Here is a 16,181-nt window from a genome sequence, read left to right on the forward strand (position 1 = left end):
AGAGTCGTTCATGACGTCGCCGCTGCGCTCAGGCCGGGGCGACCGCAGCCCACGGGACCGTCAGCTCGCCGAGGCGGATCCGGGACGGCGGGCCCAGCACCGGCCAGCCCCGCGCGGCCAGCAGCCGGATCGTCTCCAGCCACCGCGAACGCACGCCGAAGGACTGGTGCGGCGCCGCCGTCGCCCAGCAAACGTCGAGGAAAGCAAGCAAGTCGTGGACGCGCTCACCGGGGACGTTCCGGTGGATCAGCGCCTTCGGCAGCCGCTCCGCGACCGTCGACGGACGGTCCAAGCCGGCCAGCCGCATCGACAACGTCAGCGAGACCGGCCCCGCGCGGGAGACCAGGACCCACGTCGACAGCCGGCCGATCTCGTCGCACGTGCCCTCGACCAGGAGGCCCTCGGCGGGCATCGAGTCCAGCATCAGGCCCCACGCGCCCGCGACCTCGTCCTCCGCGTACTGCCGCAGCACGTTGAACGCCCGCACCAGCACCGGCCGCGTCCCGGCCAGCTCGAACCCGCCACGGCGGAAGTCCAGCAACGGCGGCGACGCGGCGGGCAATGCGGCGGCGACCCGCACCGGATCCAGCTCCAGGCCCAGCACCCGGACGTCCGGCCGGACCCGGCGCAGCCACCGGGCCAGCTCGACCGTCGTCACCGGGGAAGCGCCGTAGCCGAGGTCGACGACGAGCGGCGAATCGGCCGCGCGCAGCAACCGGGTCGTGGCCGGCGAGGAAGCGATCCACCGGTCGACCCGGCGCAGGCGGTTCGGGTTGGTCGTGCCGCGGGTCGGCGCGCCGACCGGGCTCAGGCGGCCTCGGCCAGCCACTTCGCGGTGAATTCGGCTTCGCGCTCCAGCAGCTTGGTGACCTGCTCGGCGATCACGCTCTCCAGCTTCCCGCCGAACAGCGGGATCCGGACCGTCACCTCGCCGCTGATCCGCAGCACCGTCGTGCCGCCGTCGGCCAGCAACGCCGTCCGCGCGCTGATCTCGCCCGGGACGCCGCCGACCTCGACCGAGGCGTTGCCCTGCCGTCCGGTGCCGTCCTTGCTCACGCGCCAGGTCTGCGTCCGCGTCACCAGCAGGTCACCCTTGTGCAGCGTCCGGACCGCCTGCGGCAGCTTGTCCGCGCTGATGCCCTGGCGCAGCTGGTACCGCAAGCCCGCGTCGGACTCCTCGTACGCCAGCAGCGCCGCGCTGTGGCCACCGAGCTCCTCCAGAAGCGCTCGCAGCGCCTTCTCGCCCGCGACCGCCGCGTACACGGACGCGACGTCGGCGGCGAACTCAGCGCGGTGCTCGATCCGGGATCCCATGAGCCGAACAGTACCGTCAGGCGGGTGAACATCCGTACTTCCGAACTCCCGAAGCTCTCCGCGTACACGACGCTGCGCCTCGGCGGCCCCGCTCGCCGCTTCGTCAGCGCCGTGACCAGCGAAGACCTCGTCGCGGCGGTCCGTGCGGCGGACGCGGCGGGCGAGCCGGTGCTGCTGCTCGGCGGCGGCTCCAACCTGGTGGTCGGCGACGCGGGGTTCGACGGCACGCTCGTCGAGGTGGCGAACACCGGTTGGCGCCGCGACGGTGACGTGGTGGAGGTCCAGGCGGGCCAGAACTGGGACGCGTTCGTCGCCGCACTGGCCGACGCCGGCCTGGGCGGCCTCGAATGCCTCTCCGGCATTCCCGGCAGCGTCGGGGCGACGCCGATCCAGAACGTCGGCGCGTACGGCTGCGAGGTCGCCGAGTCGATCGTCTCGCTCGAGCTGTACGACCGCGTGACGCGCGAAGTGCGCACGCTCAAGGCCGGAGAGCTCGGCTTCGCCTACCGCACCAGTGTCCTCAAGGGCACCGACACCGGCGTCGTCCTCTCGGTCCGCTTCGAGGTCCGCGAAGACGGCCTCTCGGCGCCTATCCGCTACGCCGAGCTGGCGCGCACACTCGGCGTCGAGATCGGCGCGCGCGTCCCGGCCGCCGAAGCGCGCGAAGCCGTGCTCAAGCTGCGTCGCGGCAAGGGCATGGTGCTCGACCCGGACGACCACGACACGTGGAGCGCGGGCTCGTTCTTCACCAACCCGATCGTCCCGGCGGCCGAGGCGGAAGCGGTCCTGACGCGGATCGCCGACCGGGTCGGCACCGACGTCCCGCAGTACCCGGCCGACGGCGGCGTCAAGCTGTCCGCGGCCTGGCTGATCGAGCGCGCCGGCTTCGCCAAGGGCTACCCCGGACCGGGGAACCGCGTCTCGCTGTCGACCAAGCACACCCTCGCGCTGACCAACCGCGGCGACGCGACGACGGAGGACCTCCTCGGCCTCGCCCGCGAGGTTCGCGACGGCGTGTACGAGCGCTTCGGTGTCCGGCTGCACCCCGAACCGCTGCTGATCAACTGCGTGATTTGAGCCGAAACGGGCAACCCGGACGTGTTAAGGACGTCTTGTCGGCACAAGGCGTCGCCACCTGATCGGATGATCGTGGGTCTCCGGTCGGTAACGTCGGCTGGGTCGCCGGCGCTAAAGGCGTGTGCCCGCTGGTTGCGGGGGATTTCGGGAGGTATCGGTGATCGAACGGCGTACGGTCTTCAAGGCTGCCCTGGCGGCCGGGGCCGCCCTGGTCGCCGCGGCGTGTTCCAGCGAGAACGGCGGCAACGCACTGCCCACCGGCGCGGCCGGCGCCGACGGCGAGGGTGGCGCGCAGCCCGTGGCGAAGGTCACAGCCGAGCCCGCCGTGAACGCCAAGGACGTCCCCGTCCTCAAGCCGGTCGTGCTGAAGGTCGCCGACGGCAAGTTCACCGAGTGCAAGGTCACCGGCGGCGGCAAGGAGGTCAAGGGCGACACCGCCCCGGACGGCCTCACCTGGACCAGCTCCGAGCCCCTCGGCTACGGCAAGACCTACACCTACGCGGCCAAGGCCACCGGCAACGACGGCAAGCCGGTCGAGTTCACCGGCAGCTTCACCACGATCAACCCGGCCAAGCAGGTCCGCGCCACGCTCAACCCGGCCGACAACCAGACCGTCGGCGTGGCCATGCCGATCAGCGTCAAGTTCGCGTCGCCGGTCAAGGATCGCAAGGCGGTCGAGAAGGCACTGTCCGTGAAGACGGACAAGGAAGTCGAAGGCGCCTGGGGCTGGCTGTCCGACAGCCAGGTCGACTACCGGCCGAAGGAGTACTGGCCGCAGAACATCACCGTGAACGTCGAGGCGAAGCTCTACGGCGTCGAGCTGGGCGGCGGCGCGTACGGCAAGGCCGACGTCACGACGAAGTTCAAGATCGGCCGCAACCAGGTGGTCAAGGTAAACACCCCGGACCACCAGATGCGCGTCTTCCGGGGCGGCTCCCAGGTCAAGAGCTACCCGTGCGCCAACGGGCTGGACGCCGAGGTCGACCGCAACACCCCGAACGGCACCTACATCGTCATGAGCAAGGAGCCGACGGCGGTGTTCGACAACGCCCGCTACGGCTACACGAACATCAACAAGAAGTGGGCCTGCCGGTTCTCCAACCACGGCGAGTACATCCACGAGAACCAGGACAACGCGGCCCACATCGGGCGGGACAACAACTCCCACGGCTGCGTCAACCTCCTGGAGGCCGACGCCAAGGACTTCTTCGACTCCGCGCTGGTCGGCGACCCGGTCGAGATCACCGGCTCGAAGCTGTCCCCGCCGATGAACTCGGACGTCAAGGACTGGAACTACGACTGGAAGACCTGGCAGTCGCTGGGCGCCAAGTAACCCGTGCGCACGGAAGTCGTCGGGCACGGCGGGGTGCGGCTCGGCCTGCGGGTCGAGGGCGCGGGGAACAGCAGGCCGATCGTGTTCGTGCACGGCTGGGCGCAGTCGTCCGGCTGCTGGGCCGCGCAGCTGGCCGACCCCGCCCTCACCGAGCGGTTCCGGCTGGTCGCGGTGGACCTGCGCGGCCACGGCGCCTCCGACGTCCCGGCGGTGGGGTATGAAAACCCGCGGGTCTGGGCCGACGACCTCGCCGCGGTGCTCGACTTCGCCGGCCCGGACGCCATCGTCGTCGCCTGGTCCTACGGTGGCCTCGTGCTCACCGACCACATCCGGGTGCACGGCACCGCACGGCTGCGTGGCCTCGTGCTCGTCGGCGCCATCACCGAGATCGGCCGCGACCGGCCGGGCGGCCGGGTCGGCCCGCTGATGCGGGAGCACATGCGGGCGATGCTTTCGGACGATCCGGACATCGCGGTCCCGGCTCTCACCGCGTTCACCCGCGGGATGGTGGCCGGGCCGGTGCCCGGCGCGCAGGCCCAAGCCCTGCTCGGCGCTTCGTTGAGCGTCCCGCCCGCGGTCCGCGCGGCGCTGTTCCGCCGGGACGTCGGCAGCGAAGACGTGCTGGCCGGGATCGACAAACCGGCCCTGGTCGTGCACGGCACGGCCGACCGCGTGATCGAGCCCTCGGTGGCCGAGCACGCCATCGGGAAGATTCCGGGTGCCCGCGGGCGTTGGTTCGTTGATGGGGGGCACGCGCCCTTCGCCGAGTCCGCGGCCGAGTTCGACGCGGTGCTGCGGCAGTTCGCCGAGGAATGCTGAAGTACGCAGGAGACGTGACCAGGTGACCAGCTTTCACCCGAGGTTCCGCGCTGTGCCGCGCCGGATCGCGGTGCTGTCCGTGCACACCTCGCCACTCGAACAGCCCGGGACCGGCGACGCCGGGGGCTTGAACGTCTACGTCAGCCAGACGGCGACCGAGATGGCCCGCCGCGGCGTCGAAGTCGAGGTGTTCACCCGCGCGACCGCGTCCGACCAGCCGCCGGTGGCCGAGCTGGCGCCGGGGGTGACCGTGCGGCACGTCCAGGCCGGCCCCTTCGAGCCGCTGGCCCGCGACGAGCTGCCCGCCCAGCTGTGCGCGTTCACCTCCGGCGTGCTGCGGACCGAGGCCTTCCACGAGCCCGGCCACTACGACCTCATCCACTCGCACTACTGGCTGTCGGGCCAGGTCGGCTGGCTCGCCCGCGACCGGTGGTCCGTTCCGCTGGTGCACACCGCGCACACGCTGGCCAAGGTGAAGAACGCCGCGCTCGCCGAGGGGGACAAGCCCGAGCCGCGCACCCGCGTGATCGGGGAGGAGCAGGTGGTCGCGGAGGCCGACAAGCTGGTCGCCAACACCGCGGTCGAGGCCCGCCAGCTCATCGAGCTCTACGACGCCGAGCCGCACGCGGTGCACGCCGTGCCGCCGGGCGTCGACCTCGAACGCTTCACGCCGGGTTCCCAGCACGAGGCCCGCGCTTTCCTCGGCCTGGCCGACGACGCCATCGTGCTCGCTTTCGCCGGCCGGATCCAGCCGCTGAAGGCGCCGGATGTGCTGCTGCACGCCGCGGCCGCGTTGCTGCGACGCCGTCCCGAACTGGCGCCGAAGCTGGTCGTGCTGGTCGTCGGCGGGCCCTCCGGCACCGGGCTGGAACAGCCGCAGGCCCTGCGCGAGCTGGCCGTGTTCCTCGGCATCGAGCCGCAGGTCCGGTTCCTGCCGCCCCAGCCGGGCGAGGCGCTCGCCCGGGTCTTCCGCGCCGCCGACGTCGTCGCGGTGCCGAGCTACAACGAGTCGTTCGGCCTGGTCGCGCTGGAGGCGCAGGCCTGCGGGACGCCGGTGGTCGCGGCCGAGGTCGGCGGGCTGCCGGTGGCGGTGCCGCACGGCGTTTCCGGATTGCTGGTCCCCGGCCACGGCGCCGAGGAGTGGGCGGACGCGCTGGCCGCGGTCGCGCTTCGCCCGGACTGGCGGGCCGAGCTGGGTGCGAACGCCGTTGTGCACGCGCGGCGGTTCTCCTGGCGCCGCACCACCGACGCGCTGCTCGACATCTATGCTCAGGCCACCAGTGCCTTCTCCCGTGCGCTGGACCTGCGCACGGAGGTGGCGGTGTGAGCCTGGACGAGCTGATCCAGTCTACTTTGGACTCCGCGGAGCTGAAGTACGACAAGCGCGGTCCCGGCAAGTACTTCGTCACGCTGCCGGGAACGAAGAAGCTGCAGACGAACGCGTGGCTCGTCGACGGCGACCACGCGTTTTCGGTGGAAGCCTTCGTCTGCCGCCGTCCCGACGAGTCCCATGAGGACGTTTACCGCTTCCTGTTGCAGCGCAACGCTAAGCTCTACGGCGTCCATTACACAGTGGACAGTCTCGGCGACATCTACCTGGTCGGCCGGTTCGGCAAGGACACGATGAGCGCCGACGAGCTCGACAAGGTGCTCGGCCAGGTGCTCGAAGCGGCCGACGGCGACTTCAACACCCTGCTGGAGATCGGCTTCGCGACGTCGATCAAGCGCGAATGGGACTGGCGCGTCTCCCGCGGCGAGTCCCTGGCCAACCTCCAGGCGTTCAAGCACCTCGTGGCGCCCGAGAAGCCGCACGAACCGGGCTTGACCGAGTCGTGACCCGGGCCGTGCAACGGCCCTGAACCGGACATCCGTCTCCTCGTCAGTCGAAACTGGAGGGAGACGCAGGATGCGGACTCGATGGAGAGCCGGGCTCGCGGCCGCGGCCGTGGCGTTCGCGCTGGCCGGGTGCTCGGCGGCCGAAAACGGGGCATCGTCCACGGCGGACAGTGCGGGCATCGGGCCCGCGGTGCCGCAGCAGGGGACAGGCAAGGCCGGGCAGAACAAGGTGACCCCGCCGCAGCCCGGGGCCACCGAGCGCAAGCTTTCGCGCAGTGCCCGGCTCGAACTGACCGCCACCAAGGTCGTCGACGTCGTCGCGCAGGCCCGCGGGATCGCGCAGGGCGCCGGCGGCTACACCGGCCAGGAGAGCACCGGCGACGAGACGGCGACGCTCAGCCTCGCCGTGCCCGCCGACAAGCTCGACGGCGTGCTCGACCAGCTTTCGCACCTCGGCACCAGCCTGGTGAAGCGGGAGCTGAACACCCAGGACGTGACCGAGCAGGTCGTCGACGTCGAAGCGCGGCTGGCGACGCAGCGGGCGTCGGTGGATCGGATCCGCGCGTTGCTGGCGAGGGCGACTTCGGTGTCGGAGATCGCGTCGGTCGAAAGCGAACTGACGAGCCGTGAGTCGGCGCTCGAATCCCTCGAGCAGCAGCGGAACTCCCTGGCCGGCAGTGTCGCGATGGCGACCGTCGCGATGACCATCCGCGGCGTCGCCGCGCCCCCGCCCGCGGCGGAGGACCGCAGCGGGTTCCTCGGCGGGCTGGCCGGCGGCTGGGAAGCGTTCCTCGTCTTCGGCGGTGGCCTGCTGACGGTGCTCGGGGCGATCGCGCCGTTCCTGCTGTTCGTCGTGCCGCTGGGCTGGCTCGGCTGGTGGCTGCACCGCCGTCGCCGGACGGGGGTGCCGGAGCCGATGCCGGGGCCGAGCGAAAGCTGAGCGGAACAGGCGGGACGGCTCGAGGGAGGGGGGAGTCGCGACTCGAGCCGCCCCGCTGAAGTTCCCGCCGATCAGGACCCGGTGACGAGGGGGGTGTCAACGGGGCCGGCGGGCCGCGGCTCGGCAGGGGGGAGACGAGCCGCGGTCAAAGCCCGAACCCGGCCGGGGAGTGCGTGGAATCCGGCCGTTCGGGACGTAGCCAACCTGTCAGATACCGACGGGTAATCACAAGGCTACCGGCTAACCCGTTCGAGTGAATTTTGGAACGATCGATAACGGTGCGCAGCCCGTTGCGGAGTTTTTGCGCGTTGTTGGCGGCCGAACTTGTCGAAGGGTGGGGTGTTACTTCCCGGTAACACACTCTGGGTAAATCAGTCGGTGCGACGGAGGTCACCCACGGGCCGCTTGGTGCGTTCTGGCAGGCTGTTGGCCATGGCCGAGATTGGGACGTTGGTGCTGCTGCGGCACGGGCAGAGCACGTGGAACGCGGAAAACCTGTTCACCGGCTGGGTGGACGTACCGCTTTCGGAGCAGGGTGAGGGCGAAGCCCGCCAGGGCGGCCAGCTGCTGGCCGACGCCGGCCTGCTGCCGGACGTGGTGCACACGTCGCTGCTGCGCCGCGCGATCTCCACCGCGAACATCGCGCTGGACGCCGCCGACCGGCACTGGATCCCGGTGAAGCGCGACTGGCGCCTCAATGAGCGCCACTACGGCGCGCTGCAGGGCAAGGACAAGAAGCAGACCCTCGCCGAGTTCGGCGAGGAGCAGTTCATGCTCTGGCGCCGCTCGTACGACACCCCGCCGCCGGCGATCGACCCGAAGGACGAGTGGAGCCAGGCGGGCGACGCCCGCTACGCGAACCTCGGCGGCAACGCGCCGCTGACCGAGTGCCTCAAGGACGTCGTCGAGCGGCTCCTGCCGTACTGGGAGTCCGAGATCGTGCCGGACCTGCGCGCGGGCAAGACGGTCCTGGTCGCCGCGCACGGCAACTCGCTGCGCGCGCTCGTCAAGCACCTCGACGGGATCTCCGACGCCGACATCGCCGGCCTCAACATCCCGACCGGCATCCCGCTGCGCTACGACCTCACCGAGGACCTGAAGCCGCTGAAGCCGGGCGGCGAGTACCTCGACCCCGAAGCCGCCAAGGAAGCCGCCGCCGCGGTGGCCAACCAGGGCCGCTGACCCGCAAGTCCGTGAATGGCACATTGAGGGACTTGAAGTCCCTCAATGTGCCATTCACGGACTTAGGCGCTCGCTTCACAGCAGCCCTGCCTCGCGGGCCCGTGCTCCGGCCTGGAACCGCGAAGACGCGCCGAGGAGCTCCATCAGCTCCGCCACCCGGCGCCGGTAGGTCCGCAGGCTGACGCCGAGGCAGCGGGCCGCCGTCTCGTCCTTGGAGCCGGACGCCAGCTGCTCGAGGATCTCCCGCGCACCCAGCTCGGTGAACCGGGCCTGGTAGGACTCCAGGTCGGTGGCGCCGTGCCAGGCCGCTTCGAACAGCGACTGGATGCCCTGGACCAGGTCGGGACTGCTGATCACGGTGTAGCCGCGGACCCCGCCGATGTTCTCGCCGGCGACGATCGCGATCCGGCGGTCGAGCAGAATCGTCTCGTTGATCTCGCGTTCGGTGATCCGGATCCTCGCCCCGTGGGCGGCGATCTGCCGCAGGTGCTCCGCGAGCGCCGGGTCGAACAGCACGCCGGGCTGGTAGACCTTGCGCACGGTCAGCCCGCGAACCGACTGCTCGCGCGGGGGCTCGCTCGGGTGCGCCACCGACCACGTGTGCAGGTCGCGGGCGGCGCACGAGATCTCCGTCGCCGCGGCGAATAGATGCGCAGTGCGCTCGAACAGCTCCGCCTCGCCGCGCACCGAGACGACGTCAGTCACCTTCTCCACGTATTCCAGTGTGGCAGCAAACTGCCAAACCCGGTGGTCACGCGGGCCTTGCCGGAAAGCTGGAGCCATGACCACGAACACCCTCCCCGCCGCAGCGGCGGGCACCTGGAAGCTCGGCTCGTTCGAAGTCAACCGGCTGGGCTACGGCGCGATGCGCCTGATGTCCACTTCGGACGGCGGGATCCGCGATCGCGAGACGTCGCTCGCCGTGCTCCGCCGGGCCGTCGAACTCGGCGTGAACCACATCGACACGGCCGCGTTCTACTTCGCCGGCCCGCGGTCGGCGAACGAACTGATCAACACCGCGCTGTCGCCGTACGACGACCTCGTGATCACCACCAAGATCGGCGCCGGACGCGACTTCGAAGGCACCTTCTACTCCGCCCGCCCCGACCAGCTGCGCGCCCAGGTCGACGAGAACCTGCGCCAGCTGGGCGTCGACCACCTCGACGTCGTCAACTACCGGATCGGCCACGGCCTCGAGCGCGGCACCGGCTCGATCGCCGACGGGTTCGGCGTGCTCGCCGACCTCCGGGAAAAGGGCCTGATCCGCGAGCTGGGCATCTCCAACGTCGGCCCGGAGCACCTCACCGAAGCCCTGGCCATCGCGCCGGTCGTCTGCGTGCAGAACCAGTACGGCCTCACCGCGCGCCGGGAGGACGACGAACTCGTCCGGCTGTGCGCCGAGCACGGGGTCGCCTTCGTGCCGTTCTTCGCCATGGCGAGCGGTTCGGCGGAGGAGACGCGGGTCGCCGAGGTCGCGCGCCGCCACGACGTCACCCCGGCCCAGGTGCGGCTCGCGTGGACCCTCCACCAGGGACCGAACGTGCTCGCCATCCCCGGCACCGGCGGCCTCGCGCACCTCGAGCAGAACGTCGCCGCGGCGGCCCTGGAACTCACCGGGGACGACTTGGCGGCACTCGAAGGAGATGCCTGATTCACCCGGAAGGTCTCGCTCGGGAATCGGCCGGGTGAACGTGGGCTGACACCCCGGCGAACATGTCCTCCCCAGGTGTCGCGGTGCTCACGACAAGGCGGACAACGCTAGGCCGAAAGGCCACATCACCGCTTACGATCGGCCTGTGACCACGCCTGTTTCACTCGCACTGGCCATCGGAGCACTGGTGGCCGGCGCGGTGGTCGGTTACCTCGTGGCGCGGGCACGCACCCGGCGCGAGGACGTCCGTCCGCCCGGCCCGACCGTCGCCGAACTCTACGAACGCCTGGTCCGGTCCTCGAACAACGGCGTCGTCGTGCTCAACCGGTTCGGCGACATGGTGCTGCACAACCCGCGTGCCTACGAGCTGGGCCTGGTGAAGGTCAACCAGGCCGACCCGCGGGCCCGGAAGGCCGCCGAACAGGTCGTCGAAACCGACGAGCCGATGGAAATCGACCTTTCGCCGCTCGAAGCGCGCGGCCGCCAGCCGGAGGCGGTGCTCGGCCAGGTCCGGCCGCTCGGCGACGGCTTCACCGTCGTCGAGGCCGTCGACCACTCCGAGGCCATCCGGCTGGAGGCCGTGCGCCGCGACTTCGTCGCCAACGTCAGTCACGAGCTCAAGACCCCGGTCGGCGCGATCGCGCTGCTCACCGAGGCCGTGCTCGACGCGGCCGAGGACGTCGAAGAGGTCCGCCGCTTCGGCGGCAAGATCCTGCGCGAGTCCACCCGGCTCGGCCAGCTCGTCACCGAGCTGATCGCGCTGTCCCGGCTGCAGGGTGCCGAGCGGCTGCCCGACCTCAACGTCGTCGAGGTCGACGCGGTCGTCCGCGAGGCGCTCGGCCGCACCACGCTGTCGGCCGAGTCCGCCGACATCCGGATCACCACCGACACCCCCAGCGGCCTGCTCATCGAGGGCGACCGCACGCTGCTGGTCACCGCGTTGTCGAACCTGCTGGAGAACGCCGTCGCGTACTCGCCGGCCGGCAGCCCGGTGTCGATCTCGCGCCGGCTCAACGACGGCGTCGTCGAGATCGCCGTCACCGACCGCGGCATCGGCATCCACGAGGACGAGCAGACGCGCGTGTTCGAGCGCTTCTACCGCGCCGACAAGGCCCGCTCCCGCGCCACCGGCGGCACCGGCCTCGGCCTGGCGATCGTCAAGCACGTCGCGGCCAACCACGGCGGCTCGGTCGGGCTGTGGAGCCGTCCCGGCACCGGCTCGACGTTCACGCTGCGGATCCCCGCGCACATCGGGCCGGAGCACGCGGCCGAACCGGCGAAGGCCGGGAAACAGACCTCGCCGGCACCGCGGCAGGAGAAGATCCCCGAGCGCACCCAGAGGCTCGTGGTTACCGGGCAGGACAGCCCAGATCATGGAGGAAACCTGTGACCAGGGTTCTCATCGTCGAGGACGAGGAGTCGTTCGCCGACCCCCTCGCCTTCCTGCTGCGCAAGGAAGGGTTCACCGCGGCCGTGGCCGGCACCGGCCAGGCGGCGCTGGAGGAGTTCGACCGCAACGGCGCCGACATCGTGCTGCTCGACCTGATGCTGCCCGGGATGAGCGGCACCGACGTCTGCAAGCAGCTGCGCCAGCGTTCGGCCGTCCCGGTGATCATGGTGACCGCGCGTGACAGCGAGATCGACAAGGTCGTCGGCCTGGAGCTGGGCGCGGACGACTACGTCACCAAGCCGTACTCGGCGCGGGAGCTGATCGCGCGGGTCCGCGCGGTGCTGCGCCGCGGCGGCGAGCCCGGCTCGGAGGGCGAGCTGGCCCCGCTGGTCCTCTCCGCCGGACCGGTGCGGATGGACGTCGAGCGGCACGTCGTGACCGTCGACGGTGCCGAGGTGTCGCTCCCGCTCAAGGAGTTCGACCTGCTCGAATACCTGCTCCGCAACGTCGGCCGGGTGCTGACGCGCGGGCAGCTGATCGACCGGGTGTGGGGCGCGGACTACGTCGGCGACACCAAGACGCTCGACGTCCACGTGAAGCGGCTGCGCTCGAAGATCGAACCGGACCCGGGCTCGCCGCGGCACCTGGTGACGGTTCGCGGCCTGGGCTACAAGTTCGAGACGTAAGTCCCTTTCGTGGTGGTACCGGCCCCGGTGGAGGCGCGCCGGGGCGGTACCGCACCGAGTGTTGTTGGTTACATGTTCGAGACCTGAGGCTGGGGCCGGTACGCTGGACCCCCGTGCGCCTAGGGGTACTCGACGTCGGTTCCAACACCGTCCACCTGCTCGTGGTCGACGCCCACCGTGGCGCCCACCCGACCCCGATGCATTCCGAGAAGTCCGTGCTGCGGCTGGCCGAGCGGATCACCCGCGGCGGCGACCTGAGCAAGGCCGGTGCCGACGAGCTCTGCACCGCGGTCCAGTCCGCGAAGGAAGCCGCCACCCGGCTCGGCTGCGAAGAGGTCATGGCGTTCGCCACCTCCGCCGTCCGCGAGGCGAAGAACTCCGCGAAGGTGCTCGCCCGTGTGGCCGAGGAAACCGGCGTCGACCTGCAGGTTCTCTCGGGCACCGACGAAGCCAGGCTCACCTTCCTCGCCGTCCGCCGGTGGTACGGCTGGTCGGCCGGTCAGCTGCTGGTGCTCGACATCGGCGGCGGCTCGCTGGAGGTCGCGATGGGCCGTGACGAAGAGCCCGTGCTGGCCGAATCCCTGCCGCTGGGCGCCGGCCGCACCACGCGCACCCGCTTCCGGCACGACCCGCCGACGCGCTCCGAGCTCGTCGCGACGTCGGCGTGGCTGGACGACCAGCTCACCGACCTCGCGCGCAAGATCACCAAATGGGGTGAACCCGATCGGGTCGTGGCGACGTCGAAGACGTTCCGCTCGCTCGCCCGGCTGACCGGCGCCGCCCCCTCGGCGGCGGGCCCGCGCGTCCGACGTACGCTCACGGACACCGCCTTGCGCCAGCTCCTGGCCTTCGTCTCGCGGATGTCGTCGGCCGATCTCGCGCACCTCGAAGGCGTCAGCTCGAGCCGGTCGCACCAGCTCGTGGCGGGTGCGCTCGTCGCGCAAGCCACGATGCGGGCGCTCGGCGTGCCGGAACTCGAGATCTGCCCGTGGGCTCTGCGAGAGGGTGTCATCCTGCGGCGGCTGGACCATTCCCACGGCGCGGATGAGACTGGAGCCGCCCTCGTGGGGCGCTTCGGCGCACAGGAGGACCGGTGAAAGCACGCGGCTGGACTTCGCACACGCAGCACGGGCACGGTGAAGAGGTGACGGACATGCAGAGGACGGCGTACAGCGCGCGCTGCGCCACCGAGCTGCCGTCGGGTGCCTCCTCGCGAGGTGCCGAGAACCCGGAGCGCGCAGGGGACTACCAGGTATGACGGACCAGACCGGAGGCGACCAGCCGCAGAAGACCGTGGCTGAGCTGCTCGCCCAGCACGGCGCCCAGGTCGACGGCGGACGCCGTCGCCGCCGGCGCGCGGCTGATGACGACGACGAACCGGCCACCCCCGAAGCCACCGGCACGCACCGGCGGCCGGGCGTGACCGACACCGGCCCCCAGGCGATCATCGACCGGGTGGCGTCCGAGGGCACCCCGCCCCCGCCGGCATCTCCCGCCCGGCCCGCCGGACGGCGCCGCGCGGAGCCACCGCCCCCGCCGCCGCCCGCGCCGCGCGTGGTCCCGCAGGACTCCCAGCCGCTGCCGCGGCCGGTGCCGCCGCCCCCGGCGCGGCCCGCCCCCGGCGGTGCCGAGTCCGGCCAGTACGCGCGGCCGGTGCCGCCGGAGCCGGGGCAGCGCCCCCGGCCGCCCCAGGAGTCCGGGCAGTTCGCGCGCCCGCCGGAGCCGGCGCAGCTGCCGGTGCCGCCGCGGCAGCAGGAGTCGGCTCAGCTGCCCGTGCCGCCGCGCGCCGCGCCGCGCCGCCAGCCGCCCCCGCCGCAGCCGTCGCAGCAACTGCCGACGCCGCCTCCGCCGGCGGCCGAGGAGACCCGAGGGGTCGTCCCGCCGGTCCGGCGCCGCCCCGGCCCTCCGCAGCCGTCGCAGCAGCTGCCGACCCCGCCCCAGCCGTCCCAGCAGCTGCCGACCCCGCCGCCCCCTGGACCCCTGCCGCCCTCCGGCCCCCTGTCGGCCCGGCTCGACGGCCTCAACGGCACCCCGGACGCCGACATCGACGTGCCGCCGGGCCCGATGGCCAGCGGGTCGTTCGCGCCGCCGCCCGCCGCGCCCGGCCGCCCGCGCCGCGCCCCGTCGCGCCGCCCAGAGCCGAAGCGCGAGGACCACACCGAGCAGTTCTCGGCGGTCCCCGACGACGAGCCGCCCGCCCCGCCGGCGTCGAAGAAGGGCAAGAAGCCCGAGCCGCGGGAGCCGTCCTCGCCCGCCGGCCTGGCGAACTGGCGCAAGCGGCGGCAGAAGGAGCAGATGGAGGACACCGAGATCGGCGTCATGCCGGTGGTGCCCGCCGACACCCCGGACGACGGCTACCCCGAGGACGACTTCGAGCCCGACGGGTTCGCCCCGGAGAGCAGCGGCTACCAGGCGGCCTACGACGCGGGCCCGGCGACCGGCGCGTACCCGCCGCCGATGCCGTTCGCGCCCGTCGACCGCGCCTCGCGCGCGCCGATCCCGGACGACCTCGAGCCCTACGAGCGCGAGTTCGCCGACGGGTACCCGCCGGACGGCCCGGACTTCGAGCAGGACGACTACGCCTACGAGCAGGGCGAAGGCTACGAAGACGACGAGTACGACGACGCGCCCGAGCCGGTCGCGGAGCCTGCGCCCGCGGTGTCGCCCGGCAAGCAGTGGCTGGCGCTGGCCGGCCAGCTCGCCATGGGTGTCGTCGGCGGCGCCGCCGTCTGGCTCGGCTTCAACTGGCTGTGGGTGAACATCCCGGCCGCCGCGCTGGTCGCGGCGCTGCTGGTGGTCGTCGCGCTGGTCTGGATCGTGCGGAAGATCCGCCGCGCCGAAGACCTGCAGACCACGGTGCTTGCGGTGCTGGTCGGCCTGGTGGTGACGGTGTCACCGGCGGCGCTGCTGCTCGTCGGCCGCTGACGCGGGCCGGGACAGCGGAGGACCCGTGATCCGCGTCCCGTTAGCGGCCCGGCGGCGCCGCGCACCCTCGGTGACGAGGCAGGATGGCGCGCGTGACAGACGAGCAGCCGGTCCCCGTGGGCCTCAGCACGGCGTCGGTGTGGCCCCTGAAGGCGGGGACGGCCTTCGAGCTGGCCGCCGAGCTCGGCTACGACGGCGTCGAGGTGATGGTCTGGGCCGACCCGGTCAGCCAGGACGTCACGGCGCTGCGGCGCCTGTCCCGTCGCACCGGGGTGCCCGTGCTGTCGGTGCACTCGCCGTCGCTGCTGATCACCCAGCGGATCTGGTCGCCGGACCCGGTGGTGCGGCTGCGGATGTCCGTCGACGCCGCGCTCGAGCTCGGCGCGCGCACGGTCGTGGTGCACCCGCCGTTCCGCTGGCAACGCCGGTACGGCGACGCCTTCGGCGATCTCGTCGCCGAACTGGAGGAGTCGAGCGGGATCGAAATAGCGGTCGAAAACATGTTCAAGGTCCGGCCGCCCGGTGGTTCGAAGAATGCGCGGGTGTCCGCGTTCCGGCCGTCGATCGATCCGACGGACGTCGGGTTCCGCCACTACACGCTCGACCTGTCCCACACAGCGGCAGCCGAGATGGACGCGCTGGCGCTGGCGCAGCGGATGGGCGAGGGCCTCTCGCACGTCCATCTGGCCGACGGCACCGGCGTCCCGAAGGACGAGCACCTGGTGCCCGGACGGGGCGGCCAGCCCTGCACCGAACTGCTGGAGAAGCTGGTCAGCAGTGGTTTCGCCGGGCAGATCGTGCTGGAGATCAACACCCGCCACGCCGTCACCGCGGCCCAGCGCGTCCGCGACCTGGCCGAGGCGCTGTTGTTCACCCGGTTCCACCTCGGGCAATAACCGCGCACATTCCGCGGAGGACACGACTACTCCCGAGTGCATTTCCGCCGGTCGTACCCGTAAAGTGCGGACCGTGAAACCGTCGCTCTCCTTGATCGTCACCTATCCGGATTCCCGAATCGGCGCGGACCG

17 protein-coding genes are annotated in these 16,181 nt (G+C 71.8%); 14 read left to right on the top strand and 3 right to left on the bottom strand.

Features of this window, described 5'->3' with window-relative positions; translation table 11 throughout:
* Positions 1-28: 28 nt before the first annotated feature.
* Both A3CE_RS0125965 and A3CE_RS0125970 read right to left on the bottom strand, forming a co-directional pair.
* Positions 29-829, bottom strand: coding sequence for a hypothetical protein (locus tag A3CE_RS0125965; protein ID WP_020643036.1), 801 nt, complete (start codon positions 827-829; stop codon positions 29-31).
* Positions 808-1,314: a DUF2505 domain-containing protein gene (locus A3CE_RS0125970; RefSeq protein ID WP_020643037.1), complete on the bottom strand. Its 507-nt coding sequence runs from the start codon at positions 1,312-1,314 to the stop codon at positions 808-810. Before A3CE_RS0125970 ends, A3CE_RS0125965 begins: the two co-directional genes overlap by 22 nt.
* Positions 1,315-1,338: 24 nt before the next feature.
* Here A3CE_RS0125970 and A3CE_RS0125975 point away from each other — a divergent pair, with 24 nt between their 5' ends.
* The 7 genes from A3CE_RS0125975 to A3CE_RS0126005 all read left to right on the top strand — a co-directional run bounded on the left by A3CE_RS0125975 (position 1,339) and on the right by A3CE_RS0126005 (position 8,501).
* The gene (locus tag A3CE_RS0125975) at positions 1,339-2,391 is read left to right on the top strand and encodes a UDP-N-acetylmuramate dehydrogenase (protein ID WP_020643038.1); all 1,053 of its coding nucleotides are present in this window, start codon (positions 1,339-1,341) and stop codon (positions 2,389-2,391) included.
* A gap of 157 nt (positions 2,392-2,548) precedes the next feature.
* Positions 2,549-3,724 carry a L,D-transpeptidase gene (locus tag A3CE_RS0125980; RefSeq protein WP_020643039.1) on the top strand — a complete coding sequence of 392 codons (1,176 nt, stop codon included), beginning with the start codon at positions 2,549-2,551 and terminating at the stop codon, positions 3,722-3,724.
* Between the two features lie 3 nt (positions 3,725-3,727).
* On the top strand, positions 3,728-4,543 hold the full coding sequence (locus A3CE_RS0125985; RefSeq protein ID WP_020643040.1) for an alpha/beta fold hydrolase: 816 nt from the start codon (positions 3,728-3,730) through the stop codon (positions 4,541-4,543).
* A gap of 22 nt (positions 4,544-4,565) precedes the next feature.
* Positions 4,566-5,870 (top strand): D-inositol-3-phosphate glycosyltransferase, encoded by a 1,305-nt coding sequence (mshA, locus tag A3CE_RS0125990; RefSeq protein WP_245589593.1) that lies wholly within the window; start codon positions 4,566-4,568, stop codon positions 5,868-5,870.
* Positions 5,867-6,379, top strand: a complete 513-nt coding sequence (locus A3CE_RS0125995; protein ID WP_020643042.1) for a type III secretion system chaperone family protein — start codon at positions 5,867-5,869, stop codon at positions 6,377-6,379. Before mshA ends, A3CE_RS0125995 begins: the two co-directional genes overlap by 4 nt.
* A gap of 70 nt (positions 6,380-6,449) precedes the next feature.
* Positions 6,450-7,319 carry a DUF4349 domain-containing protein gene (locus tag A3CE_RS51670; RefSeq protein ID WP_051183789.1) on the top strand — a complete coding sequence of 290 codons (870 nt, stop codon included), beginning with the start codon at positions 6,450-6,452 and terminating at the stop codon, positions 7,317-7,319.
* Between the two features lie 432 nt (positions 7,320-7,751).
* Positions 7,752-8,501, top strand: a complete 750-nt coding sequence (locus tag A3CE_RS0126005; RefSeq protein ID WP_020643044.1) for a phosphoglyceromutase — start codon at positions 7,752-7,754, stop codon at positions 8,499-8,501.
* Positions 8,502-8,576: 75 nt separating this feature from the next.
* Here the strand turns inward: A3CE_RS0126005 and A3CE_RS0126010 are convergent, their stop codons facing one another.
* Positions 8,577-9,215: a helix-turn-helix domain-containing protein gene (locus A3CE_RS0126010; RefSeq protein ID WP_020643045.1), complete on the bottom strand. Its 639-nt coding sequence runs from the start codon at positions 9,213-9,215 to the stop codon at positions 8,577-8,579.
* Between the two features lie 67 nt (positions 9,216-9,282).
* Here A3CE_RS0126010 and A3CE_RS0126015 point away from each other — a divergent pair, with 67 nt between their 5' ends.
* The 7 genes from A3CE_RS0126015 to A3CE_RS0126040 all read left to right on the top strand — a co-directional run bounded on the left by A3CE_RS0126015 (position 9,283) and on the right by A3CE_RS0126040 (position 16,049).
* Complete coding sequence (locus A3CE_RS0126015) at positions 9,283-10,152, top strand: oxidoreductase (protein WP_020643046.1); 870 nt, start codon at positions 9,283-9,285, stop codon at positions 10,150-10,152.
* 145 nt (positions 10,153-10,297) lie between these two features.
* The gene (locus A3CE_RS0126020; protein WP_026468866.1) at positions 10,298-11,542 is read left to right on the top strand and encodes a sensor histidine kinase; all 1,245 of its coding nucleotides are present in this window, start codon (positions 10,298-10,300) and stop codon (positions 11,540-11,542) included.
* The gene (locus A3CE_RS0126025) at positions 11,539-12,228 is read left to right on the top strand and encodes a response regulator transcription factor (RefSeq protein WP_003062718.1); all 690 of its coding nucleotides are present in this window, start codon (positions 11,539-11,541) and stop codon (positions 12,226-12,228) included. Before A3CE_RS0126020 ends, A3CE_RS0126025 begins: the two co-directional genes overlap by 4 nt.
* A 113-nt stretch (positions 12,229-12,341) precedes the next feature.
* The gene (locus A3CE_RS0126030) at positions 12,342-13,325 is read left to right on the top strand and encodes a Ppx/GppA phosphatase family protein (RefSeq protein ID WP_020643048.1); all 984 of its coding nucleotides are present in this window, start codon (positions 12,342-12,344) and stop codon (positions 13,323-13,325) included.
* The gene (locus tag A3CE_RS56730; protein WP_157376793.1) at positions 13,322-13,486 is read left to right on the top strand and encodes a hypothetical protein; all 165 of its coding nucleotides are present in this window, start codon (positions 13,322-13,324) and stop codon (positions 13,484-13,486) included. The genes A3CE_RS0126030 and A3CE_RS56730 overlap by 4 nt, the downstream gene beginning before the upstream one ends.
* On the top strand, positions 13,483-15,153 hold the full coding sequence (locus A3CE_RS0126035) for a hypothetical protein (protein WP_026468867.1): 1,671 nt from the start codon (positions 13,483-13,485) through the stop codon (positions 15,151-15,153). The genes A3CE_RS56730 and A3CE_RS0126035 overlap by 4 nt, the downstream gene beginning before the upstream one ends.
* Before the next feature lie 83 nt (positions 15,154-15,236).
* The gene (locus A3CE_RS0126040; protein ID WP_020643049.1) at positions 15,237-16,049 is read left to right on the top strand and encodes a sugar phosphate isomerase/epimerase family protein; all 813 of its coding nucleotides are present in this window, start codon (positions 15,237-15,239) and stop codon (positions 16,047-16,049) included.
* Positions 16,050-16,181: the final 132 nt, after the last annotated feature.

It is taken from the genome of Amycolatopsis balhimycina FH 1894, assembly GCF_000384295.1.
Lineage (GTDB): Bacteria > Actinomycetota > Actinomycetes > Mycobacteriales > Pseudonocardiaceae > Amycolatopsis > Amycolatopsis balhimycina.